Genomic DNA, 24,688 nt, shown 5'->3' on the forward strand with positions numbered 1-24,688 from the left:
ACATGCGTACCGAACAGCCGCAAGTGATCTACCTCAAGGACTATCAGGCCCCCGACTACCTGATTGACGAGACGCACCTGACCTTCGAACTGTTCGAGGACCACACCCTGGTTCACGCGCAGTTGGTCATGCGCCGCAACCCCGCTCGCGGGGCCGGTTTGCCGCCGCTGGTGCTCGATGGTCAGCAACTTGAGTTGCTGGCTTTTTCCATGGATGACCACGCCTTGCAAGCGGCTGATTACCAGCTCGATGACAGCCACCTGACGCTGCAGCCCAACGCTGCCAGCTTCAAGTTGGACACTAGCGTAAAGATCCACCCGGAGAGCAACACGGCGCTCGAAGGCCTGTACAAATCCGGCAGCATGTTCTGCACCCAGTGCGAGGCCGAGGGTTTTCGCAAGATTACCTACTACCTCGATCGCCCGGACGTGATGAGCAAGTTCACCACCACGGTGATTGCCGAGCAGCATCGCTACCCGGTGCTGCTGTCCAACGGCAACCCGGTGGGCAGCGGTCCGCAGGAGGATGGCCGGCACTGGGCAACTTGGGAAGATCCGTTCATGAAACCGGCCTACCTGTTTGCGCTGGTGGCGGGTGACCTGTGGTGTGTCGAAGACACGTTCACCCGTCAGTCGGGTCGCGACGTGACCCTGCGCATTTATGTCGAGCCGGAAAACATCGACAAGTGCCAGCACGCCATGACCAGCCTGAAAAAATCCATGCGCTGGGACGAAGAAGTCTACGGTCGCGAGTACGACCTGGACATCTTCATGATTGTTGCGGTCAACGACTTCAACATGGGGGCGATGGAAAACAAGGGCCTGAACATTTTCAACTCCAGTTGCGTGCTGGCCCGTGCCGAAACCGCTACCGACGCCGCGCACCAGCGAGTCGAGGCGGTGGTCGCCCACGAGTACTTCCACAACTGGTCGGGCAACCGGGTGACCTGTCGCGACTGGTTCCAATTGTCGCTCAAGGAAGGCTTCACGGTGTTCCGTGATTCGGAGTTCAGTGCCGACATGAACTCACGTACGGTAAAGCGCATCGAAGATGTGGCCTACCTGCGTACCCACCAGTTTGCCGAAGATGCCGGTCCCATGGCTCACGCCGTGCGCCCGGAAAGCTTCATCGAAATCTCCAACTTCTACACCCTGACGGTTTACGAAAAGGGCTCGGAAGTGGTGCGTATGGTGCGCACGCTGCTGGGTGCCGAAGGTTTCCGCAAGGGCAGTGATCTGTACTTTGAGCGCCATGACGGCCAGGCAGTGACCTGCGACGACTTCATCAAAGCCATGGAAGATGCCAACGGCGTCGACCTGACCCAATTCAAGCGCTGGTACACGCAGGCAGGTACGCCGCGGCTGGCGGTCAGCGAGTCCTACGACAGCGCCGCACAGACCTACAGCCTGACCTTCCGTCAGAGCTACCCGGCAACTCCGGACAAGGTCGAGAAGCAACCATTCGTGATTCCGGTTGAGCTGGGCCTGCTCGACGCCCAGGGCAACGACATCGAACTGCGCCTGCAAGGTGAAGCGGCTGCCGTCGGCACCTCGCGGGTATTGTCGGTGACCGAGGCTGAGCAGACGTTTACCTTCGTCGATATCGCGGCCAAGCCGCTGCCGTCGCTGTTGCGTGGTTTCAGCGCACCGGTGAAGCTGAGCTTCCCCTACGACCGCGATCAGCTGATGTTCCTCATGCAGCATGACAGCGACGGCTTCAACCGCTGGGAAGCGGGTCAGCAATTGTCGGTGCAGGTGCTTCAGGAACTGATTGCCCAGCATCAGCAGGGCGCAGCCCTGGTACTCGACCAGCGTCTGCTCACCGCCTTGGGCACAGTGTTGGCCAACGAGCAACTGGACCAGGCCATGGTCGCCGAGATGCTCTCGCTGCCGAGCGAGGCGTACCTCACTGAAATCAGCGAAGTGGCGGATGTCGATGCCATTCATGCGGCCCGTGAGTTCGCGCGCAAGCAGATCGCCGATCAGCTGTTCGACGCGTTGTATGCACGTTATCAGGCAAACCGCGGGGTCTCGCGCACCACCGAGTATGTCGCCGCGGCCGAACATTTCGCCCGTCGCAGCCTGCAGAACATTGCGTTGTCGTACCTGATGCTCAGTGGCAAGCCAGAAGTACTGGCTGCGACCCTGGAGCAGTTCGACGCTTGTGACAACATGACCGAACGCCTGACGGCGTTGGCCGTGCTGGTCAACTCGCCATTCGAAACCGAGCGGGCCAAGGCGCTGGAGGTCTTCGCTGAGACCTTCAAGGACAACCCACTGGTCATGGACCAATGGTTCAGCGTACAGGCGGGCAGCACCCTGCCGGGTGGTCTGGCGCGGGTCAAGGCACTGATGCAGCACCCAGCCTTCACCTTGAAGAACCCGAACAAGGTTCGTGCCTTGATCGGCGCCTTTGCCGGGCAGAACCTGATCAACTTCCACGCCGCTGATGGCTCCGGCTACCGTTTCCTGGCGGACCTGGTGATCGAGCTCAATGCGCTCAACCCGCAGATTGCCTCGCGTCAGTTGGCGCCGCTGACCCGCTGGCGCAAGTACGAAAGTGCCCGTCAGGCCCTGATGAAGTCAGAGCTCGAACGCATCCTCGCCTCGGGTTCGCTGTCCAGTGATGTCTATGAAGTGGTCAGCAAAAGCCTGGCTTGACCGCCTTGTGAAACAAGCGGGTTTACCTGGTCACGGCCGCTATGCGGACGTGACCAGGTAAACACTTGAGCCTGCTTTTGATTTTGATCTATCTGCTTGTTGTACCCCGCTTAACAAAACATAACGTCCCGTTCGTTGTCAGCCCTTCACAAACCCCGATAGGATGGCTCCCAGCTATTGCGGGGCTCTGGAACACGGTTTTTGGCAGTGCCTGCAAATAGATTGACCCAAATAACAATAATCGGGGAACAGATCTATGACCGAGCCATATATGGCAGGTACCGGTGGCGCATTGCACGCGCGCCCATGGACGTTGGCCGCCAGCGCTGCGCTGGTGCTGGCAATGGGGCTGTGGGCCAATACCGTCGAAGCGGCAACGTCTGCAGCGCCGGTTTACTCCACTGAATCGGCCAAGGCCGAAAAGAGCCTGTTGCTGGACGTGACCCGCGCAGGTGCTCGCTTGATCGCGGTTGGCGATCGCGGCCATATTCTCTTCTCCGATGACCAGGGCAAATCCTGGACCCAATCCAAGGTGCCGACCCGGCAACTGCTGACTGCTGTGTATTTTGTCGACGACAAACACGGCTGGGCTGTTGGCCATGACGCGCAGGTTCTGGTCAGCGCTGATGGCGGCGTCACCTGGACCAAGCAATTTGAAGACCTGAAGCGCGAAGCACCGTTGCTCGATGTCTGGTTCAAAGACCGCGACAACGGCTTTGCCGTGGGCGCCTACGGTGCGTTGCTGGAAACCACCGACGGTGGCAAGCAATGGAACGATGTGGCTGAGCGCCTGGACAACGAAGATCAACTGCATCTCAACGGCATCGCTCAAGTGAAGGACGCTGGCCTGTTCATTGTCGGTGAACAAGGCACGATGTTCCGCTCCGGTGATGACGGCCAGACCTGGCAGAAGCTCGAGGGCCCTTATGAAGGCTCACTGTTCGGTGTGATCGGAACCGCTCAGCCACGTACGTTGCTGGCCTACGGCTTGCGCGGCAACCTCTACCGTTCCACGGATTTCGGCGACAACTGGCAAAAGATCGAACTGCAAGGCGCGCGCGGTGCTCTCGAATTTGGCCTGGCAAGCGCTACGCTTCTCGATGATGGCAGCCTGGTACTCGTGGGCAATGGCGGTAGCGTCCTGCGCAGCACTGACGACGGCCAGACCTTTAGCGTTTTCAACCGTTCCGATCGTATCGCCCTGGCGGGCGTCACGGGCAAGAACGGCGGTGGCCTGGTGCTGGTTGGCCAGGGTGGTGTGCATCTGGCCTCGGCCCAAGGCGCCGAAGGGGTGCAGCCATGACTCAGCAGGAGCAGTTCAACATGAATCAGCAGCAACACCATCAGGATAAGGCGACGCTGCTCGAGCGTCTGATCTTCAACAACCGCCCGGTGGTGATTCTGATCTGCCTGCTGGTCAGTGTGTTCCTGTTCTGGCAGGCCACGCAGATTCGTCCATCGACCAGTTTCGAGAAAATGATTCCGCTCGAGCATCCTTTCATCGAGAAGATGCTCGAACACCGCAATGACCTGGCCAACCTGGGCAACACCGTGCGCATCTCGGTGGAAGCCACAGATGGCGATATCTTCAGCAAGGACTATATGGAGACCTTGCGCCAGATTCACGACGAGGTCTTCTACATTCCCGGCGTTGACCGTTCCGGGCTCAAGTCGCTATGGAGCCCGAGTGTTCGCTGGACCGAGGTAACCGAGGAAGGTTTCGCCGGCGGCGAGGTCATCCCCAACACCTACGACGGTTCGGCTGATAGCCTGGAGCAACTGCGTAATAACGTACTCAAGTCCGGACAGGTCGGACGCTTGGTTGGCAACAACTTCAAGTCGAGCATTATCGACGTGCCGTTGCTGGAGTCTTATCCAGACCCGCAAGACCAGAGCAAGTTGATCAAGCTCGACTACCAGCAGTTCTCCCACCAGTTGGAAGAGAAGATCCGCGACAAGTTCCAGGCTCAAAATCCCAATGTCAAAGTGCACATTGTCGGTTTTGCCAAAAAGGTCGGTGACCTGATCGATGGCCTGCTGATGGTGGTGATGTTCTTTGGCATTGCCCTGGTAATCACTTGGGTGCTGCTGTACTGGTTCACCTGGTGTATCCGCAGCACCATTGCCGTATTGATCACGACGCTGGTCGCCGTGGTCTGGCAACTGGGGCTGATGCATGCGGTGGGCTTCGGGCTCGATCCCTATTCGATGCTGGTGCCGTTCCTGATCTTCGCTATCGGTATTTCCCACGGTGTGCAGAAGATCAACGGTATCGCCTTGCAATCGAGTGATGCCGATAACGCCCTGACGGCTGCACGCCGTACGTTCCGGCAATTGTTCCTGCCGGGGATGATCGCGATTCTTGCCGATGCAGTGGGTTTCATCACCTTGCTGATCATCGACATTGGCGTGATCCGGGAACTGGCCATTGGCGCCTCCATCGGTGTCGCGGTAATCGTGTTCACCAACCTGATTCTGCTGCCGGTGGCGATTTCCTATGTCGGTATCAGCAAGAAGGCCATTGAGCGCAGCAAAAAGGACGCGACTCGTGAGCATCCGTTCTGGCGCCTGCTGTCGAACTTCGCCAGCGCCAAAGTTGCACCGGTGTCCATCGTCCTGGCCCTTCTGGCCTTCGGTGGTGGCCTGTGGTACAGCCAGAATCTGAAGATCGGCGACCTTGACCAGGGCGCACCGGAACTGCGTCCGGACTCGCGCTACAACAAGGACAACAGCTTTATCATCGATAACTACTCGACCAGTTCGGATGTGTTGGTGGTAATGGTCAAGACCCCGACCGAGGGGTGCTCGATCTACTCGACCATGGCGCCGATCGACGAGTTGATGTGGAAGATGGAGAACACCCCGGGCGTGCAGTCGGCAATTTCCCTGGTCACTGTGTCCAAGCAGATGATCAAGGGTATGAACGAAGGCAACCTGAAATGGGAAAGCCTGTCGCGTAACCCGGATGTACTCAATAGCTCGATTTCCCGTGCAGATGGCCTGTACAACGCCGACTGCTCGCTAGCACCGGTGCTGGTGTTCCTCAACGACCACAAGGCCGAGACGCTGGATCGTGCAGTAAAAGCCGTGCAGGAGTTCGCCGACACCCACAACAAGGAGGGCCTGGAGTTCCTCCTGGCGGCCGGTAACGCAGGCATCGAGGCGGCCACCAACGAAGTGATCAAATCGGCGGAACTGACCATTCTGATCCTCGTGTACATTTGCGTGGCGGTGATGTGCATGATCACCTTCCGCTCGTTCGCTGCGACCCTGTGCATCGTCCTGCCGTTGGTACTGACCTCGGTGCTGGGTAATGCGTTGATGGCCTTCATGGGGATTGGCGTGAAGGTGGCAACCTTGCCGGTAGTGGCGCTGGGTGTGGGGATTGGTGTCGACTACGGCATCTATATCTACAGTCGCCTGGAAAGCTTCCTGCGTGCCGGGCTGCCATTGCAGGAAGCCTACTACCAGACCCTCAAGTCGACTGGCAAGGCGGTGCTGTTCACCGGTCTGTGTCTGGCAATCGGCGTGTGCACCTGGATTTTCTCGGCGATCAAGTTCCAGGCCGACATGGGCCTGATGCTGACCTTCATGCTGCTGTGGAACATGTTTGGGGCGCTGTGGCTGTTGCCAGCGCTGGCGCGCTTCCTGATCAAACCAGAAAAAATGGCCGGCAAGGCCAGCAACTCGATCTTCGCGCACTAAGCGCATCGACAAGCGAGGCAAGTCGACTGGACTTGCCTCGCTATGCTTTCAGGTATCATGCATTTTTACCTGACGATACTGTGCAAAATGACAACCCTTTCCCAAGTCCTGCAAACCTGCGACATGCTCTTGATCGATGGTTTGCATGCTTTCGACTTCACCTTCGACGACAGCGGTCTGCAGATCGAGTGCATGGACGGCCGCGCCCTGAAGAAGTGGTCTTTCTCCCCTGAGCAAATCGCCGCCGCCCGTGCGCAGGGCGAGGATTGGTTGCTGGCTGCCGACACCGCCGAGCATCGACTAGTCTGTATGAGTGCCTTTCGCGCCCCGGACGAGGATGACGATGAAACGCCAGCTGACGACCCTGCTGCTAGCTAGTGCCATGAGTGTGTTGGTCAACGCCCACGGCGCGCAACTGCTGGTAGGTAGTTACACCGATGGCTCCAGCGAAGGGATCTACCGCTACGCATTCAATAGCGAAAGTGGCCAGATCGACGCCAAGCCGTTGCAGGTGCTCAAAAGTGAGAATCCGTCGTGGTTGACGTTGTCGGTCGACAATCGCCTGTTGTTCGCCGTTAACGAAAATGGCGCTGGCAAGGGCCAGGCCAGCAGTTTCGCCATCAGCAAAGACGGTGGTCTGAAACCGCTCAACCAGATCAGCAGCGGCGGCGATGAGCCGACCCATGCCAGCCTCAGCCATGACCAGCGTTATCTGTTGGTTGCCAACTATGGTGTACAGCCAGATCCTGGTGGAAGCCTGAGCGTATTACCGGTAGCCAAGGATGGGAAGTTGTCCGCCTCGGTACAGCAGGACCGACACAAGGCCAGCGGTGCAAACCCGCAGCGCCAGGCCGGGCCGCATGTGCATAGCGTGGTGCCCTCCCCAGACGGGCATTTCGTGTTTGCCAGCGACCTGGGCGCCGACAAGGTGTTCATCTATCGCTACGACGGCGCCAGTCCGAAACATCCGTTGAGCCCAGCCAACCCGCCGTCGATCGATCTGCCGCCCGGCAGCGGCCCACGTCATCTGCTGTTCAGCAGCGATGGCAAACAGGCTTACCTGACTCTGGAAATGAGCGCGCAGGTAGTGGTCTTCGAGCACAACGACGGCAAGTTGATCGAACGCCAGCGCTTGCCATTGACCGAACAGAATGATGCCTCTGCCAAGGCTGCCGGTGCCTTGCACCTTTCGGCTGACGGACGCTTTCTGTATGTCAGCAATCGGGGTACGGCCAACGAACTTCTGGTCTTCGCCGTCGATGAGGACACCGGCAAGCTGATGCAAGTGCAGCGTCGCAGCGTCGAGGGGGATCACCCGCGGGAATTCGCCCTGGATCCGACGGGCAAGTTTCTTCTGGCCGCCAATCAGAAGAGTAACGAGATTGTGGTGATACGCCGCGACCCGCGCAGCGGCATGTTGGGAGAAACCCTGCAGAAGCTGCCCCAGAGCGCGCCCTCGGATCTGAAGTTCATCGATTGACTATCGATAGCCTTGATAGTGGCTACTGCTGCAATGAATTTCTGTGCGCCGCGTCAGCGGCGTAAGTTTGAACCACGGCCTGCAACGGCCATTTCAAACCACAGACTTCGAGATCAGCGCCATGAATTTCAATCTTTTCCCTGTCATCGCGGCTTCCGCCATTTCTGCTTCGGTTGTGTTGCCTGCACACGCCCAGGTTGAAATCAGCGAGCGTAAATCCTCAACCCTCAGCTACACCCAGAAGTACCTGCAACAAAGTGCCAACTTCTACGCCGCGCTCGACCACAAGGCGCCTCTGCCTTGAGTCAACGAGTAGAAATACCAGGTGGTCGCACACATCTCATCGCGCCATGATGGCCTTGAACAGTGCCGAGTCCAGCCAGTCCTGTAGCCAGGCGCGCAGGTGAGGGTAGGGGGCACTGGCGAACCAATGCGGCTCGACCCCGGCGAACTGGCGCATTAGCGGCAGTAACGCTGCATCGGCGAGACTGGGGTGGTCGGCGAGCAGGTACGGGCGCTGGCTTAAAAGCGTTTCAAGTTCCGCAAGCCAGACCTCGGCCTGTTGACGATAGTGCTCGCGAGAATGCTGCGGGTAGCGCTCAGCGTATTTGTACAGATTGACTTGTACCTTGAAGTCCCGGTCGTTACGCGCAATCAGCGCCTCGGCTGCTTGCGCCGCCTGTGGATCGGCGTGCAGTAGCCAATCTTGGGGGTCATTCCAGGCCAAGGCCCAGCGCATGATATCCAGGCTTTCATCGAGCACCTGCTCACCCGTGCTCAATACCGGCACCGTGCCTTTGGGCGAAAGCTCAAGCAACTCTGCCGGCTTGGCCTTGAGGCTGACTTCACGAGTTTCCACCGGGCATTCGCTGTAGTGAAGCGCCAGGCGGGCACGCATGGCCCAGGGGCAACGGCGGAATGAGTAAAGAATCATCCGCTGACCTCCACGGTACTCAAGCCATTGCCCTGGCGACGTACTTGAATCTGAACCGGAATGCGTTCGTGCATTTCCTGCACGTGGGAAATTACCGCCACTTTGCGGCCTTGGGCCTGCAAGCCATCAAGGGCATCCATCGCCAATTGCAGCGACTCCGGGTCAAGGCTGCCGAAGCCTTCGTCGATGAACAGCGATTCGATGCGCAATGTGCTCGAAGCCATCGATGCCAGGCCCAGTGCCAGGGCCAGCGACACCAGGAAGGTTTCGCCGCCGGATAACGAGTGGACTGAGCGCAGTTCATCACCCATTTCGGTATCCAGCACCAACAGTCCGAGCAGACTGCCGCCGCGCTTGAGGCGATAGCGCCGTGCCAGTTGGCGCAGTTGGGCATTGGCGTGGTGTACCAGTAGGTCGAGGTTGTAGCCTTGGGCAATCTTGCGGAAGGTGTCGCCGGTAGCTGAGCCGATCAGGGCGTTGAGTCGCGCCCAGCGTTGCCACTCGCTGTAGGCCTGGGCCAGGCGCTCGGCCAAGGCCTGGTTGGCCACCTGACGACGCTGGTCGTCGGCCTGCTCGGCACGCAGTTCGGCGCAAACCTGCTCGCTGGCAGACAGTTGTTCTTGCAGCGTGAGCAGGGCTTGTTGCAGTTCTTCGGCGGGAATTTCCAGCGTGGCCAGGGCTTGGTGCTGTTCCAGGCGCTGCTGGCGTTCGGTGAGCAGGATCTGCGCTTGCTCCAGGGCCTTTTCGCTGTCCTGCAAACCCTGGCGAAGCTGACTGACGGCTTGATCATCCATGGCCAGCAGTTGTTCCAGGCCGCTGTCGTCCAGCTCTGGGTGCTGTTGGCGCCATTGCTCGATTTGCCCACGAACCTCGGCATGCTCTTGCTCCAGGGCGCTTAAACGCTCGCCCTTGGCTTTCAGTTCGGCGGTCAGTTCGATCAGTTGCGCCTGGGTTTGCTGCAATTGTTGGCCCGCCTGGGTGACTTGCTCGCGCGCCTGCTCGACAGACTGTTCCAGGTGCTGCTGCCAGTGTTCTGCACTCGGTTGCTCACCGAGCAGGCCGCTCAGGCTGGCTTGACTCTGTTGTTGTTGACGCTCGAACGCGGCGAATTGCGCCTGAAGCTCTTGCTGCTTTTGCGCTCGTGCCTGTTGCTGGAGTTGAGCTTTGTCCAAGGTTTGCTGACGCTCGCTGTATTCCTCCTGCTCGTCTTTTTGCCGTTGCAGCAGTTCCAGGCGCTGGGCCAGTTGTTGGTCCAGACGCAGGAAGGCTGCTGCCGGTTCACGGCGCAGTTCGTCGAGGGTGTCAGCGGGTAACAGCGTGGCAAAGCTTGCCAGCTCCTGCTCCAGACGCTCTTGATCGGCGCCCAGGGCTTGCTGCTGTTGCTGCAGATGCTGCTGGGCCTGTTGGTCGGCATCTTTAGCGGCCTGCATCTGGTGTTGCAGCCGTGCAGCGTCTTTTTGCAGGGTCAGCAGGGTGCTCTGGCGCTGTTCGTCGCGGCTGATATCGTCACTCAGGCGACGTGATTGCAGGTCCAGCCAGTTCGAGCGCTGGTCGGGTTCCTGATCGGACAGCACGCTGTACAGTGAGTGCGCCTGCAGCTTGGGGTCCAGGCCTTGCAGTTGCTCGCCCAATTGCTCCTGCTGGTGTAGGTATTCCTTGACCTGGCCATTGATGCCGCCCAACTGGGTGCGCAACTCGTCCAGTTGCTTTTTCAGCTCATCGACCGCGTTCTGGGCGTTGCGTTCTTCATCCTGATCGTATCGGCCGAGGCTCTGCAACAGGGCTTCGGGCTGATGATAGGGATGCTCCTGGCTGCCACATACCGGGCACGGCTGGTCGTTTTCAAGCTGGGCACGGAGGTCTTCGACGCTCTGGCTGCGGGCCAGTCGCTGACGTTCCAGCAGCTGCCGGGTGACCGTGAGGGATTGTTCGGCAGTCGTCAGCCGGCTCTTGGCGTCGAGGCCAGCGCTGATCAATTGTTCACGCTGCTTCAGGGCCGCCTGCTGGCGCTCGCGCAGGGCGGTGAGGCGCTGCTCGAGATCCTGCTGCTGACGCCACAGATGGTTGAGTTCGTCGACCTCGCGCTGCTGCTGGCGATTTTTCTGCAGCAGTTCGCCCAGCAGGCCGATCTGCTCTGCCAATGCTTCGGGTTCAGCTTGCGCTTCATGGTAGAGCAAGGCGATGGCGGCTCGTTGTTGCTCAAGCGCTGCGCTGCTCTGATTGACCCGGTCCTGTAGCGCGGGCAACTCGGCGCGGCCCTGGTTCAAGCGGTTGCCCAACTGCATCAGTTGCTGCAGACGATCGCGATAGGCGTTCCAGGCGTCTCCCAGGCTGGCAAGGGAGACGCTGTGCTCGAGTTGTTCGCTGATCTGACCGAGGCGCTCCTGGGTCAGGCGCTGCTGTTCGGTCAGGTGCTGCAACTGCTGCTGGCCATCGCTGCTCGCTTGGTCTGCCTGCTGCTTGAGTGATTGGCAGTTGCCAAGTTCCTCCAGCACGCGCGCCAGGGTGTTCTGTTCGGTAAAGGCCTGGCGCAGCAGGGGAGCACTTTCTGTGTGTTCGGCCAAGGCCTGGCTGAGAGCCTGCTGGGCGCTCAGTTGTTCGCTGTGCAGTTGTTGCTGACGTGCCTGTAGCTCGCCATGCTGTTGGCTTGCACTGCTGATGCTGGCTGCCAGAGGCGCGAGCTGTTGGCTCAATGCCTGCTGGCGGGAGAACTGGTGACGCTGCGGGGCAAGCTGCTCAAGGCGTGCCAGATTCAGGCGTTCGCTCTGCAGACTTGCGCTGTGTTGTTGAGCGCTGTGCAGTTGATCGGTGCTGGTGTGCACCTGGTTTTGCAGGAGCTGCAATTCATCCAGCCATGCGCGTTGCAGCTCGAGCTGACGCAGTTGCGACTGTTCGCCTTTCAGGCGTTCCAGGGCCTGGCCGTAGCGCAGGTCGAGATCGGCGCGCGCCTCGGCAGCCATCGGCATGACCCCAGCGGCTTGGTCCTTCAATGCCTTATGGGCTTCTTCGGCTTCTTTGTTCTTGCTGAAGGCACGGCGTCCCAACTGGCTGTAGACTGCTGTATTGGTGAGCTTTTCCAGCAATTCGCTGCGATCTTTGTCATCGGCTTTGAGGAAGGCGCTGAATTCGCTTTGGGCCAGCATCACGGCGCGGGTGAACTGTTCGAAGTTAAGGCCCAGGCACGCTTCGATCAATTGCTTGTATTCGCCTTTGCTCTGGTTGCTCAGCAGTTGCTCGCTGTCCAGGTCGTGCAGGCTTTGTCGGCTGCCTTGCAGCTTGCCATTGGCTCTGTCACGGGCGCGGTTGGCTTCCCAACGCGCTCGGTAGCGTCGGCCGTCGATGCCGACGAAATCGACTTCGGCAAAACCGCTGCCTGTCCCGCGACGCAACAGGGTGCGGGGATCGCTGGTGAGAATGTCACTGTCGATTTCCGGCAGCTTGGTTTCGCGACCGATATTGTTCAGGCGCGGTACCGAGCCAAACAGGGCCAGACACAAGGCATCGAGCAGGGTGCTCTTGCCGGCGCCGGTGGGGCCGGTAATGGCGAACAGGCCGGCGCTGGCCAGCGGCTCGGCGGTAAAGTCGATTTCGCACGGGCCCGCCAGGGAAGCCAGGTTCTTCAGGCGAATGGCAAGAATTTTCATGGCTGCTCCTCCTGTTGCTGAACGTCCTGTAACAACAGGGCGAAGTCGGCCAGGGTCTGTTCGTCCACCGGGTTGCCATAAGCCTGAGCCCAGGCCCGACTGAACAGTTCCTGCGGCGTCATCTGCCCAAGCTCCACCAGGGTTTGGGCGTCGATTTCTTCACCGCTGTGGTTCCCCGCGTATTCAGCACCAATACGTACAAGACGCACCGCCTTGCCGTGCAGGGCGCTTTCCAGTTGCTGGCGCAGATCCGGCTGCGGCTCGTCCAGGCGCACGCGTACTTCCAGCCAGGGCTGGCGCTGCGGGTCATCCAGCAAGTCAACCACCGGCAGTTCGGCCAGTTGTTCGAGTATCTCTGCCAGGGGGGCCGGCCCCAGTCGCTGCAGGTGAACGGCACGAGGTATCAACCTTGAGTCGACGCTGAGCAGTTGGCTGCCTTCAAGTTCGATCTCGAGAATCTGGTGCTGATAGGCGATTTCGGAAAACGACAACGGAATGGGTGAACCGCTGTAGCGGATGCGTTCTTCGCGATTGACCCGCTGGGGCTTGTGCAGGTGGCCGAGCGCGACGTAGCTGATGTCCTTGCTGAACAGACTGGCGGGCAGGGCTTCGGCATTGCCGATGATCAGGCTGCGTTCGGAGTCCTCCGAGACCGAGCCACCGGCCATGTGTGCATGGCTGATCGCGATCAGCGCCTGGCCCGGCTTGCGCCGTTCCAGCGCGGCTTCGATCAGACGCTCATGCACCTGGGCGATACCGCGCAGGTAGTCATCGCCCAGGTGCGCGCCAGTGACTTCAGCGGGTCGCAGAAAGGGCAGCGCCAGGCACCAGGCTGCCACTTTGCCACGGGCGTTGGTCAGTGGGATCAGCAGGCGATCACTGTCCAGAACGCCATCGTCAAGCCACTGCACACGGCCCAGAGCATGGGTGCGCAGGCGTCGCATCAGCGGCGCCGGCAGCTCGATGCGCGAGCCGGAGTCGTGGTTGCCGGCAATCATCACGATATTCAACTTCGGCTGCTGCTCGTGGGCCTGGACGATAAAGTCGTAGAGCCGTTCCTGGGCTTTGACCGGCGGGTTGACCGTGTCGAAAATGTCGCCCGCGATCAGCAGCGCATCCGGTTGGCGCAGTTTGAGTTGGCCAAGCAACCAGTCAAGGAAACAGCCGTGTTCGAAGTCGCGTTCCTGGCCATGCAGGGCTTGTCCCAGGTGCCAGTCGGAGGTGTGAAACAGACGCATGAAGGGTTCCGCAGATTACTGGCGCAACGCTTGGGGCGTCACGCCTTTGGGTTATTTGGGGTACAACGGCGGCAGGCTGCCGTTTTCGTTCGCAGTCGGCTGGATCTGTTCAGCCGCCGGGATGGTGCCGATGGCACGCCAGAGTTCATCACCTTGCCAATACTGCCCGCTTTCGCTGTAGAGGGCACCATTGAGGCCGTCCAAGGCGTCGGACAACGGTATGAAACGGGCGGCCATCTCCGCCAGGGTTTCCGGTTGCTGGCGAGCCCAGGCGTCCAGGGCCTGGCGGGTGGCCTGAGGATCATTGGCCTGGCATGCGCGCTTGAGGTCATCGAGCAGGGTGCGTGGGCTCGGGCCGGTCTGGGCAGCGCGCAGAACCGCCGGTTGTGAACGGGCGCGCCACCATAGGACAAAGCCGAGCAGCGTGGTCAGGGCGAATAAAAGGGTACTCAATTGCCAAGGCCAGAGTGGGCGTGTGGTCACTCTGACCGGATCGATATTGGTCGGCTTGTCGGCGCTCAGGGCCGGGTTGTCCTGAATTTGCAGGCTGCGCGCTGGCAGGCTGCTGTGCTCCAGGTGATCTTCACGGGTGTTCCACCAGTACACCTCCTGGGCGGGCAGTTCCAGGCTGCCGCTGTGGGTCGGGACCAGGGCTTCCCGTTCTTCACGAATCCCCAGCAAGCCTCGGTCGGTAACCTGATTGCGCAATTGCGGCTGGTCAGGGTAGCGGCGCAGGCCGGTGACTTCGATGGCCGGCAAGGGGGGTAACTGCGCGCTGGAAAGACCTTCGGCTTGCACGGTCACGGTGCGCGTCAGCGAGTCGCCGATCTGAGTCTGTTGTTGCGCAGGATCAGGGCTCCAGTGCTCTTCGAGGCTGAGGTTGCTGGTCGGCAGCCAGGGCGCATTGGCCGGGTAGTCAGCCGGGATCGGGTTGACGGTCAGCACCAGGGGCGTGGAACTGACCTGAACGTGCTTGCCGACCCTGGGCGCGTTGAGCTCTTGCTCAGCATCGTTTTGGGCAGCGGTAGCGCTGAACACCAGGGTCGGAATGGTGAGGTCGCCGCTTTGCTGGGGATAGACTGCATAGCGCATTTCGATCACACCATGGCGCACGCCATCGATCTGTTTTTCGAACGTACGCGATTCGCCCAGCGGTTCGACTTTGGCGTTGGCGATTTGCAGCGGGCTCAAGCTGCTGTCGTCGTACAGCGGCACCGAGTGGTAGATGCTCAGGGTCAGTACCGCTTGCGCTTGTACGTAGACTTCAGGTTGGTCGAGGCTGGCATCGATGAATACCGGGCCGTGGTTCTCGTTGTTGGCTTCCTGAGTCAGCACTTGCAGACTGATCGGCTCGCTGTGCAGTTCGCCTATTTGCAGAGCAGGAATTTCCATACTGCCGCTTTTTCGCGGTAGCAGGGTGATGATCCAGCGAGTCCCGGCGGCGCTCTGATCATCAAGGCTGTTGAGGCTGTTGACCTGGCGGGTATCGCGGACTTCGAAGTCGGCATTCAACGGTGTCAGGTCCGGTTTGCCAAACTGGGTCACGTCTTGGGTCTGCAGGGTCAGCTCGAGCGTTTCGCCGGCATTCAGACGCGCGCGATCAACGCTGGCAAGCAGCGTTGCGGCTTGAATCTGCAGGCTGAAAATGAGGCTGAGTAGCAGAAAACAGAGGCGACTCATCGATGGGATTCCTGATGTTGTTGCTGTTCGTACCAGAATTTACGCCGCAGCAATTCTGCCGGGTTGTCCGGAATCTGTCGTAGCCATTGTTCCAGTGCCTGACGCTGTTCAGCATCCAGGGTGCTGTCGAGTGGGCGCTGGGGGGGCCGAGTAGTCTCTTCGTCGTCGCCTTCGCCGGACACATTCTGCGCCTGTTCGCTGGGGTTGCTTTCATCCTTGCTGGTTTCACTGGGCTGTTGCGACGGTTGTTCGCTGGCCGGGTCCTGGTTGTTCTGCGTGCTGCTGGTGTTGGTTTGCGCGCTGGGGTCGCTCTGCTGGCTTTGTTCAGGCGTTCGTGCCGGCTGCTCGGCTTGACGCTGTTGCAGCAGTTGTTCGACCAGGGCTTTGTTGCTCAACGCCGGTTGCAATTCCGGTTGCCGCTCCAGCGCCTGTTCATAGGCATCCAGTGCCGCTTCAAGTTCCCCGCTGCGAGCCAGTGCATTGCCGCGATTGAAATGGTCAGCCGCACTGTTGCCTTGGGCGAACAGGCGCGCGGCACCCTCGTAGTCACCCGCTTCATAGAGGGCCAGGCCCTTCCATTGACGGTCCTCAAAGCGTTGAGCGGCGTCGTTGGGTCGGCGTTGCTCAAGGAGCCTCTGCCCCTGCTGGTCGGGACGTAGCCACAGGTCACTGAATTCGAAGGCATAGCTCGGTTGCGGGAGTACCAGCAGCAGTGGCAGGCAGAACAGCCAGCCGCGGCGACCGGCGCAGGCGGCCAGCAGCAACAGGGGCAGCAGCAGCCAGTAGCCCTGGTCGGCCCAACTGTCCAATTGCAGGGTCTGACCGTCATCGCGCTGGCTTTTCGGGTTTTCGAACAGACGTAGCCCGCGCAGATCGAGGTCGTCGATGCGGGCGTTGCGGTAGCGGCCACCGGTACTGGCGACAAATGCCCGGAGGCTGGCGCTGTCCAGGCGCGGCATGAGGATGCCACCCTGGTCGTCCTTGAGGAATTCGCCATTGGCCTGCTTTACGGGCGCGCCTTGGGCGGTACCGATGCCGAGCATCAGCAGGCTGGGGCCCTGGCGCCCGAGGGTCTGGTTGATGCCCTCACGCTCCTGTGGGCTCAAGGATGAGCCTACCAGCAACAGGCGTCCCTGGCCGAGGCCGGCTTGCGCCAGCAGGGCGAGTCCTTTACGTACGGCAAGGTCCGCGCGCTGGCCGGATTGGGGCATGATCGAGGGGGTAAGGGCTTCGAGCAAGTTGCGGCTGGTGGCAAGGTCGTCCGACAGCGGAACCAGGGTATGAGCGCTACCGGCATAGACGATGATTGCCGTCTGGCTGTCGCGGCGATGCTCCAGCAGATCGAGGATTTTGCGTCGGGCCTGCTCCAGGCGGTTGGGCGCAACATCCTCGGCGAGCATTTGCGGCGTCAGTTCGAGCAGGACCACCAGCGGGTCGGCCGGGCGCTGGCGGGTTTCTTCCAGGCGTTGCCAACTGGGGCCGACCAGCGCCAGTACCGTGATCAACCAGGCCAGCCCCAAGGCTATCCACGGCAACTTGCTGTTGCGACCGTTGCCGCCGCCCAGGAGCACCGCGTGGAAGCTGGGGGGCAGAATCATCTGCCAGCGCCCGGCGCGCTTTTGCCGGTGCCAGAGCTTGAACAGCAACCAGGCGAGCAGCGGCAGGACAATCAGCCAGGCAGGACGCAGCCATTGCGGCCAAAGCTCGATCATCGGCGTCTCCTCAGGCGCAGGCGCGCCAGTCGTTCACGCCACTGCGGATGCGGGACCAGAAAATTCGGCCGGCGCAGCAGACGATGCAACCTGTTGTCCGGCCATTGTTCCTGGATTACCAGCAGTACGCTGAGCAATAGCGCCAGGGCCAGCGGCCAACTGTACAGGGCGTGGGCCGTGCGCGCCTGGGTCGGCTGCTGGGCGACGGGTTCAAGCTGGTCCAGGGCTTCATCAATGGCCAGCAACTCCTCGCCATCATGGGCACGGAAGTAGCTGCCCCCGGTAAGGTTGGCAATTTCCTTGAGTGAGGCTTCATCCAGGTCCAGGCTCGGGTTGAGCCCGAGTAAACCGGCGGTGCCGGTTTCTTCCGGATCGGCACCAATGCCGATGGTGTAGATTTTCACGTTTTCCTGGGCTGCCAGGCGCGCCGCCGTCAGCGGATGGATCTGCCCACCGTTGTTGGCCCCGTCGGTGACCAGCACCAGTACGCGGCTCTGTGCCGGGCGTTGACGCAAACGCTTGAGTGCAAGACCAATAGCATCGCCAATGGCGGTGTTTTTGCCGGCGATGCCAACCTGTGCTTCATCGAGGAAGGTGCGCACGGTGTGTCTGTCGAACGTCAGTGGTGCTTGCAGGTAAGCTTGGCTGCCGAACAAGATCAGGCCGACGCGATCGCCCTGACGCGCTTCGAGAAAGTCGCCGAGCAAGGCCTTTACCAGTGTCAGGCGGCTGACCTCGTCGTCCTGCCACTGCATGTCTGGGAAGTCCATGGAACCGGAAACATCCACGGCCACCAACAGGTCGCGACCGCTGGCCGCTACCGGCAGCGGTTCGCCCAGCCACTGCGGGCGGGCTGCGGCCAACAGTAACAGTAGCCACACCAGCACAAACGGCGCCTGTTGGCGCCAGGTCGGCAGATTCAGGCGGGCGCGACGGCCGGCCAGGCCTTCCAGCTCATTGAGGAAACTGACTTTGAGCACCGGCTCGCCGCTGTCGGCAGCCGGCAGCAGCAAGCGCGCCAGCCAAGGCAGCGGCAAGAGGACGAAAACCCACGGCCAGGCCAGTTCAAACATGTTTGCGAATCCAGGTTTCGACGGCTTGGTTGAGGCCGGCGATGGCCTTGTCATCAAGTTTGCATTCAGGCTTGTATGCCCCCTCGACCAACACCATCCAGCGGGTCAGACCGGCCGCCGGGCAACGGTTGTCGAGAAAGGCCAGCCACTGGCGACCGTTGAGGGTGTGGCTGTGGCTGCCGGGGTAGTGATTGCGGCACAGGCGTTTGAGCAGGGCGTTGATTTGCTGCAACCAGGCGCCGGCCGGCTGTCCGTCGTAGGGTTTGGGGAGGCGCGCAAGCTCAGCCAGTGCTTCGATGCGAACCGGGTCCAGGGGCATTTCTGCGCGGGCCATGGGCTTTCTACCTGGCCGCCAGTGACGCAGCCGCCACATGCCCCAACCGATCAGCGGCAGCAGCGCCAGCAGTACCCACCAGCCAGGCGCCAATGGCCACCAGCCAATGGGTGGCGGGGCAATCAGTGGCTGCAGTTGGTCCAGTGGGTTCACTGGCCTTTCCCCGGTCGTTGCGCGTTGAGGTACTCGCGCAATTGCTCGATCATTTCGCTTTGTGTGCTCAACGGCATCAGCACCACCCGCAGTTTTTGCGCCAGCAATTCCCAGCGCTCGATTCGTGCCTCGCTCTGTTGACGGTAGCTGCGACGCAGGGTCGGGTCGAGGGTGTCGAGTTCCAGTTGCGCGCCGTGTTGGGCGAAACGCAGGAGTCCGGCGGCGGGCAGGGCGTGGTCGAGGGGGTCCGATAACGGCAGCAGGAGCAAGTCGCAGTGGCGCGACAGTAGGCTCAATTGCTGCTCTACCGCCGGGCTCAAAGCCCGCTCGTCGCAGATGATAATGGCCAGGCTGCCTGGACGCAGGACTTCTCGGGCGCGACGCAGAGCCAGGCCCAGGCTGTCGGCCTGGGGTTGGGCTTCGGTATGCAGGGACTGGTTGACCCGAGCCAGGCGGTTGAGCAGTTGCAATAAGCTTTGCTTGCTGCGCCGTGGCTTGATCTCGTAGTGCTCGTTGTCACCGAACACCAGTCCGCCAATGCGATCGTTGTGACCCAGGGCGGCCCAGCCAATCAGGGCGGCCGCCTGGGCGGCGAGCACCGACTTGAACATCAGCCCCGAACCGAAGAACAGCCGTTGGCTTTGCTCGACCAGAATGAAAATCGGCCGTTCGCGTTCTTCATGAAAGAGCTTGGTGTGGGGCTCCTGGGTACGTGCGGTGACTCGCCAGTCGATATTGCGCACGTCGTCGCCGGCTTGATAGACCCGTACCTGATCGAAATCGACACCGCGTCCACGCAGCTTGGAATGGTGCAGGCCCACCAGCGGGCTGCGCTGGCCTGGGCGCGAAAACAGTTGCACCTCTCGCACACGATGACGCATCTCGATCAGCTCAGCGAGGCTGATACGGATTCCGGGCGCGGCCAACAAATGTTCGGGCATGGGTTCAGGCGACGGCTACGACGTCGAGGATTCGCTGGATCACTCGGTCTTGATCGATTCCAGCGGCCTCGGCCTCGAAGGAAAGAATGATGCGATGACGCAATACATCGAACAGCACTGCCTGAATATCTTCAGGGCTGACGAAGTCGCGACCGGCCAGCCAGGCATGCGCACGCGCGCAGCGATCCAGGGCGATGGAGCCGCGTGGGCTGGCGCCATAGGCAATCCAGTCAGCCAGTTCCAGGTCGAACTTGCCCGGGGTGCGCGTGGCCATGACCAGTTGCACCAGGTATTCCTCTACCGCATCGGCCATGTACAGGCCGAGAATTTCCTTACGGGCTGCAAAAATCGCCTGTTGGCTGACCCGTCGCTCTGGCTTGGTTTCGCCATTGAGCGCTTCGCCGCGAGCCTGCTGGAGAATCCGGCGTTCCACGGAGGCATCCGGGAAGCCGATTTTCACATGCATGAGGAAACGGTCGAGCTGGGCTTCAGGCAGCGGGTAGGTGCCTTCCTGCTCGATGGGGTTTTGCGTGGCCATTACCAGAAACAACGGCGACAACTCGTAAGTGCTGCGGCCAACACTGACCTGGCGTTCGGCCATGGCTTCGAGCAATGCCGACTGGACCTTGGCTGGGGCGCGGTTGATCTCGTCTGCCAGTACCAGGTTGTGGAAAATCGGGCCTTGCTGGAAGACGAAACTGCCGGTTTCCGGGCGATAGATTTCGGTACCGGTGATGTCCGCCGGGAGCAGGTCGGGGGTGAACTGGATACGGTGGAACTGGGCTTCAACGCCTTCTGCCAATTCCTTGATGGCCTTGGTCTTGGCCAGGCCAGGAGCGCCTTCGACGAGCATGTGGCCGTCGGCTAGCAGCACGATGAGCAGGCGCTCGACGAGCTTTTCCTGGCCAAGGATCTGGGTGGAAAGAAAAGTGCGCAGCGCGATCAGCGCCTCACGGTGTTCCATCGTTGAAGGTTCCTGGACAAAAGCCAGGGCGTGTCGCAAAAAGCGCCCGGGCGGGGGCTGATACTTTAATCCATCCGGGGCCCTGGCGACTAACGGCGTCGCGTAAATTTGTGCAAAACCAGGTCTTGCCCGGCCTGTACGAGCGGATTTCTCCTCGAAGGACCACAGCGCAGTCAAAAAAGGCTGAATCTGCATTGCGGTCCGCCGCGGAGATCTCCACAGGGGTATTGCTCAGTTCTTGAAGCTGGAGTGCTTGCGGCCCTGGTCACAGAAGGCGAATACCACTACCAGTACCGCAGCTACAGCCAGGATCACCGCTACACCATCGGTAGAGTGCGTGGCGGAGCTGGCCACCAGCGCCAGGCCACCAAGCGGCGCCAGGCCGCCGGCCACTGCGGTGCCAATCTCGCGGCCGGTGCCGAAGCCCGAGGAGCGAGTCTGGGTAGGGAACTGACGACTGAGGAACGAGCCCTGAGGCGCAAACATCATCGGCGCAAGGATGCCGGTACCGATCGCGATAGCCAGGTAGATCATCATCGGTTCACCGGTATTGAGCAGGGCCAGGAACGGGTAGGCGAACAGCATCGAAAGCATCCCGCCGAGCATCAGTACGGTCTTGCTGCTCCACTTGTCGCACAGCCAGCCGAAACATGGCACGGCGACGATAGCCACCAGACTGGCGATCGTGACCGAAAGCGAAGTGACATGGGCTTCGACACCCTTGTACTGGGTCAGGTAGGCGAGCGAGAAGGTTTTGAAAATGTAGCTCAGGGCGTTGTAGCCAATGGCGACGAAGAACACCACCGCCAAGCCTTTGAGGTCATTTTTGAACAGCAGCTTGAGCGGTGATACCTGGACTTTGTCCTTGCTTTTGTCCAGTTCTTTGAAGTCCGGGGTTTCCGGAATGCTGCGGCGAACCCACAGGCCGACCGCGACCAGTACGATGCTGCAGATGAACGGGATGCGCCAGCCGCCGGAGAGCAGGAAGTCGTTGCCGTTCATGGTAAGCACATACACCGTCAGCGACGACAGCAACAAGCCCAGGTTCAGGCCCAGGGCCGGCCAGGCACCCTGGCTTCCGCGCTTGCCTTCACTGGCGTGTTCATAGGAGGTGACTGCTGCGGCGGAAAGTTCGGCACCAGCACCCAGGCCCTGGATAATACGAACCAGGACCAGAATGATCGGGGCCCAGATGCCGATGGAGGCATAGCTTGGGATCAAACCGATCAACATGGTGCACACGCCCATCAGGCAGAAGGTGATGACCAGCACCTGCTTGCGCCCGAAACGGTCACCCAGGTAGCCGAACAGGATGCCGCCGAAAGGCCGGGCGATAAAACCGATGGCAAAGGTGGAGAAAGCCAGCAGCGAGGCCACGGCAGGATTGCTTGGATCGAAGAAAACCTTCGAGAAGACAATCGCCGCCATGGTGGCGTACAGGTAGAAGTCATACCACTCCAGCATCGAGCCGAAGATAGTGGCAGCGGCCACCTTGCGCAGGCGCTTCTTGTTCTGTTCCGGGGTTTCTGTCGCAGCCGCAGCTGCCTCATGTACCGTCATCAGCGAGTTCCTTTTTGTCTTTGTAGTTATGATCTAAAGCGGGTTCTAAAGCGGATTTCAGCGACTTTTGAAGATCCTCTCGGCGATCATCTGGCCGATCGGGATCGCCGAGGTTGCGGCAGGCGAGGGGGCATTGCAGACATGCACCATGCGCGGCGTCTCGGCGAACAGAAAGTCATGGACCAGGGTGCCGTCGCGCATTACCGCCTGGGCGCGGATGCCGGCCTCATAGGGGAGCAGGTCTTCAATGTTCAGGGATGGGCAATATTTGCGGCATTGCTCAAGGTAGCCGCCCTTGAACAGGGAGTTTTTCATCTCGGTAGTGCCGGAGCCGAGGTTGGCCCAGATGGTTTTCCAGAAGCCGGGGAAGCGTGCGTACTCGGCGACGTCGCGCCAGTTGATCGAGAACTTGTTGTAGTTCTCCCGGCCCAGGCCCAATACCGCGTTGGGGCCAACGGTGACGCTGCCGTCGATCATGCGGGTCAGGTGCACGCCGAGGAACGGCAGCTCCGGATCGGGAATCGGATAGATCAAATGATTGACGATGTCGTTCTTGCTGGCCGGCAAACGGAAGTATTCGCCACGAAACGGGATGATCTGATGATCGATCTTGACCCCGGCCAGTGCCGCCAGGCGATCCGACTGCAGGCCGGCGCAGGCCACCAACTGGCGGGTGCGCCAGGCTTTGTCGTCGCTGCTGATGGTGACGCTGTCAGTGCTTTCGACAATTGCGCGCACTGTCGTTGACAGGTGTATTTCGCCCCCCGCGGCCTGGATTACGCCGGCCATGGCCTGGCACACCTGCTTGTAGTCAACGATGCCGGTGGCGTCGAGAAACAGTCCGCCCAGACCGACGATGTTCGGTTCGCGACGTTGCAACTCGGCAGCGTCCAGGCGCTCGACCTTCAGGCCGTTCTGCTGTGAGCGCTCATACAGGGCTTGCATACGTTGCACTTCCAGCGGCGTGGAGGCCACCAGCAGTTTGCCGCAGACATCGAACTTGATCTTGTGCTCGGTGCAGAACGCCTTGGTGGCCTCGGCACCGCGCTTGCACAAATCAGCCTTGAGACTGCCTGGCGCATAGTAAATGCCAGCATGAATAACGCCGCTGTTGTGACCGGTCTGGTGCCTGGCAAGGCTGGCTTCTTTTTCCAGGATCAGCAGGGAAGCGCCGGGCTGGCGTTCGAGTAGCGCCATGGCGGTGGCGAGGCCAACGATGCCGCCGCCGATGATGCAATAGTCGTAAATCATGCAGGTGTCACCTTGGCTTGTTCTTATCAGAGAGTCTGCTTATCAGGTTGTCAGACTAAGTAGGTCAAACAAAAGGCGCTGTCAGCCAGCGCCCGCTATCTACGGCACGGTGCAAATTTCAATTGATGTTGGGTAGTTCCAGCTTCAGACGTTTTGCCGAGGCACGCAGGTGAGCCTCGGCGCACGCGGCAGCGGTGTCACGGTCGCCATCGGCAATGGCCTGGTACAGCGCCTGGTGCTCGCGGTTGGCATCGGCCGAGCCCCCTACCGAATGGGCGGCCGAGTTTTCCCAGGCGGTCTTGCGGGCGGCAGCGAGTTGGCCACGAAGAAAGTCGTGGAAAGCCACGAAGTAATCGTTTTTGCTGGCTTCGGCGATGGCGCGGTGAAACTCGACGTCGGCGGCAGCCGCTGCAGCAAAGTCACTGCGTTTATCGAGCATTTCCTGCAAGGCTTTGTTCATGCGAGCGAGGTCGACAGCATCACGGCGCTGGGCGGCAACCGAGGCGGCCTGGGTCTCGATCCACAAGCGCACTTCGAACATCTGCACCAGGTCCGGGCTGCGGCCTTGAGCGGAAGGGAAGCGGAAAACGGTACCGGTTGGGGTTTGCGATATGTACGACCCCAGGCCACGGCGGGCGATCAATACACCATCGGCCTTGAGCTGGGCCACTGCTTCGCGCACCACCGAGCGACTGACGTTCAGTTGCTCGGCCAGTTGCTGTTCGGTGGGCAGGCGCGATTCGGCGGCCAGCCGCCCGGAATCGATCTCTGCACGGATGGCACCGACGACGCGTTCTACCAGCGTATCGGGGCGCTGAAGCTCAAGCATGGGGTATTGCTCATTAATCAGGTTGTCAGACAATGCCTTCGAGGCGGTTTCTTGTCAAGAAATCGTCGTCGCTATTACAGCTCGCTGACGTAGGTGCCGGTGCCGTCGAGTATGTTGCGCAGGGTTTCTTCAACCTCGGCAAGGTCTGTGCCGTCGCTGCTCAGGCTGATTTCCAGATGATCATCACCATTGAAGACATCGACATCGCCGGGGGCTACTTCGATCAACAGGCGCTTGGCACTGAGTGTGACTTTCAAGCCGTCGATGGTGCAGGGCTCGTCGTCCAGGGTGATGTCCACCGTGTCTTCGTCCGGGTAGCGGGTCATCAGGAACATCTGGCCCTTGTCACTGTGGCAGCACAGAGTGGCCATGTTGTCTTCTTCATCATCGCAGGGGGTGGCGAAGAGCAGGGCGGTGGTCAGTTGCATGGGCGGCTCGATCAATAAGTTGGAAGACGATTCTGACAGTCTTCGGCCTGTGTATAAACGTGCAGTTGCACCTCAATGACCGAATATGTCGCAGCGCTGCAA

19 protein-coding genes are annotated in these 24,688 nt (G+C 60.5%); 6 read left to right on the forward strand and 13 right to left on the reverse strand.

All coding sequences use genetic code 11. The features are described from left to right. Positions 1-2: 2 nt before the first annotated feature. The 6 genes from pepN (at position 3) to D3Z90_RS08070 (ending at position 8,149) form a co-directional block, all read left to right on the forward strand. Positions 3-2,660: an aminopeptidase N gene (gene pepN, locus D3Z90_RS08045; protein WP_136475233.1), complete on the forward strand. Its 2,658-nt coding sequence runs from the start codon at positions 3-5 to the stop codon at positions 2,658-2,660. Between the two features lie 256 nt (positions 2,661-2,916). Then, on the forward strand, positions 2,917-3,963 hold the full coding sequence (locus tag D3Z90_RS08050; protein ID WP_136475234.1) for a YCF48-related protein: 1,047 nt from the start codon (positions 2,917-2,919) through the stop codon (positions 3,961-3,963). 20 nt (positions 3,964-3,983) lie between these two features. Continuing rightward, complete coding sequence (locus D3Z90_RS08055) at positions 3,984-6,365, forward strand: RND family transporter (RefSeq protein WP_136478895.1); 2,382 nt, start codon at positions 3,984-3,986, stop codon at positions 6,363-6,365. An 87-nt stretch (positions 6,366-6,452) separates the two neighbouring features. Further along, positions 6,453-6,743 (forward strand): DUF5629 family protein, encoded by a 291-nt coding sequence (locus D3Z90_RS08060; protein WP_136475235.1) that lies wholly within the window; start codon positions 6,453-6,455, stop codon positions 6,741-6,743. Next, positions 6,709-7,845 carry a lactonase family protein gene (locus D3Z90_RS08065; protein ID WP_136475236.1) on the forward strand — a complete coding sequence of 379 codons (1,137 nt, stop codon included), beginning with the start codon at positions 6,709-6,711 and terminating at the stop codon, positions 7,843-7,845. Before D3Z90_RS08060 ends, D3Z90_RS08065 begins: the two co-directional genes overlap by 35 nt. A 121-nt stretch (positions 7,846-7,966) precedes the next feature. After that, positions 7,967-8,149, forward strand: a complete 183-nt coding sequence (locus tag D3Z90_RS08070) for a hypothetical protein (RefSeq protein ID WP_136475237.1) — start codon at positions 7,967-7,969, stop codon at positions 8,147-8,149. Positions 8,150-8,185: 36 nt separating this feature from the next. Here D3Z90_RS08070 and D3Z90_RS08075 read toward each other — a convergent pair whose 3' ends face one another. From D3Z90_RS08075 to D3Z90_RS08135, 13 genes are all read right to left on the reverse strand, one after another. After that, positions 8,186-8,779 carry a glutathione S-transferase gene (locus tag D3Z90_RS08075; RefSeq protein WP_136475238.1) on the reverse strand — a complete coding sequence of 198 codons (594 nt, stop codon included), beginning with the start codon at positions 8,777-8,779 and terminating at the stop codon, positions 8,186-8,188. Beyond that, entirely contained in the window at positions 8,776-12,423 is a 3,648-nt protein-coding gene (locus D3Z90_RS08080) for an AAA family ATPase (protein WP_136475239.1), read from the reverse strand. The genes D3Z90_RS08075 and D3Z90_RS08080 overlap by 4 nt, the downstream gene beginning before the upstream one ends. Beyond that, positions 12,420-13,661, reverse strand: a complete 1,242-nt coding sequence (locus D3Z90_RS08085; protein WP_136475240.1) for an exonuclease SbcCD subunit D C-terminal domain-containing protein — start codon at positions 13,659-13,661, stop codon at positions 12,420-12,422. The genes D3Z90_RS08080 and D3Z90_RS08085 overlap by 4 nt, the downstream gene beginning before the upstream one ends. 51 nt (positions 13,662-13,712) lie before the next feature. Continuing rightward, the gene (locus D3Z90_RS08090; RefSeq protein ID WP_136475241.1) at positions 13,713-15,341 is read right to left on the reverse strand and encodes a BatD family protein; all 1,629 of its coding nucleotides are present in this window, start codon (positions 15,339-15,341) and stop codon (positions 13,713-13,715) included. Beyond that, positions 15,338-17,053, reverse strand: a complete 1,716-nt coding sequence (locus D3Z90_RS08095; RefSeq protein ID WP_136475242.1) for a VWA domain-containing protein — start codon at positions 17,051-17,053, stop codon at positions 15,338-15,340. Before D3Z90_RS08095 ends, D3Z90_RS08090 begins: the two co-directional genes overlap by 4 nt. Next, a complete protein-coding gene (locus D3Z90_RS08100) occupies positions 17,050-18,126 on the reverse strand; it encodes a VWA domain-containing protein (RefSeq protein ID WP_136475243.1) in 1,077 nt (358 codons plus the stop codon). The genes D3Z90_RS08095 and D3Z90_RS08100 overlap by 4 nt, the downstream gene beginning before the upstream one ends. Next, complete coding sequence (locus D3Z90_RS08105) at positions 18,119-18,613, reverse strand: DUF4381 domain-containing protein (RefSeq protein WP_136475244.1); 495 nt, start codon at positions 18,611-18,613, stop codon at positions 18,119-18,121. Before D3Z90_RS08105 ends, D3Z90_RS08100 begins: the two co-directional genes overlap by 8 nt. Continuing rightward, entirely contained in the window at positions 18,610-19,554 is a 945-nt protein-coding gene (locus D3Z90_RS08110) for a DUF58 domain-containing protein (protein WP_136475245.1), read from the reverse strand. Before D3Z90_RS08110 ends, D3Z90_RS08105 begins: the two co-directional genes overlap by 4 nt. A 4-nt stretch (positions 19,555-19,558) precedes the next feature. Further along, a complete protein-coding gene (locus D3Z90_RS08115; RefSeq protein WP_136475246.1) occupies positions 19,559-20,518 on the reverse strand; it encodes a MoxR family ATPase in 960 nt (319 codons plus the stop codon). A 231-nt stretch (positions 20,519-20,749) separates the two neighbouring features. Beyond that, a complete protein-coding gene (locus tag D3Z90_RS08120) occupies positions 20,750-22,078 on the reverse strand; it encodes an MFS transporter (RefSeq protein WP_136475247.1) in 1,329 nt (442 codons plus the stop codon). Positions 22,079-22,135: 57 nt separating this feature from the next. Next, positions 22,136-23,329 (reverse strand): L-2-hydroxyglutarate oxidase, encoded by a 1,194-nt coding sequence (gene lhgO, locus D3Z90_RS08125; protein ID WP_136475248.1) that lies wholly within the window; start codon positions 23,327-23,329, stop codon positions 22,136-22,138. 118 nt (positions 23,330-23,447) lie between these two features. Further along, a complete protein-coding gene (locus D3Z90_RS08130; RefSeq protein WP_136475249.1) occupies positions 23,448-24,158 on the reverse strand; it encodes a FadR/GntR family transcriptional regulator in 711 nt (236 codons plus the stop codon). 74 nt (positions 24,159-24,232) lie between these two features. Further along, entirely contained in the window at positions 24,233-24,586 is a 354-nt protein-coding gene (locus tag D3Z90_RS08135; RefSeq protein WP_136475250.1) for a hypothetical protein, read from the reverse strand. Between the last annotated feature and the right edge of the window lie 102 nt (positions 24,587-24,688).

Source organism: Pseudomonas sp. DG56-2 (assembly GCF_004803755.1).
In the GTDB taxonomy this organism is placed as follows: Bacteria; Pseudomonadota; Gammaproteobacteria; order Pseudomonadales; family Pseudomonadaceae; genus Aquipseudomonas; species Aquipseudomonas auratipiscis.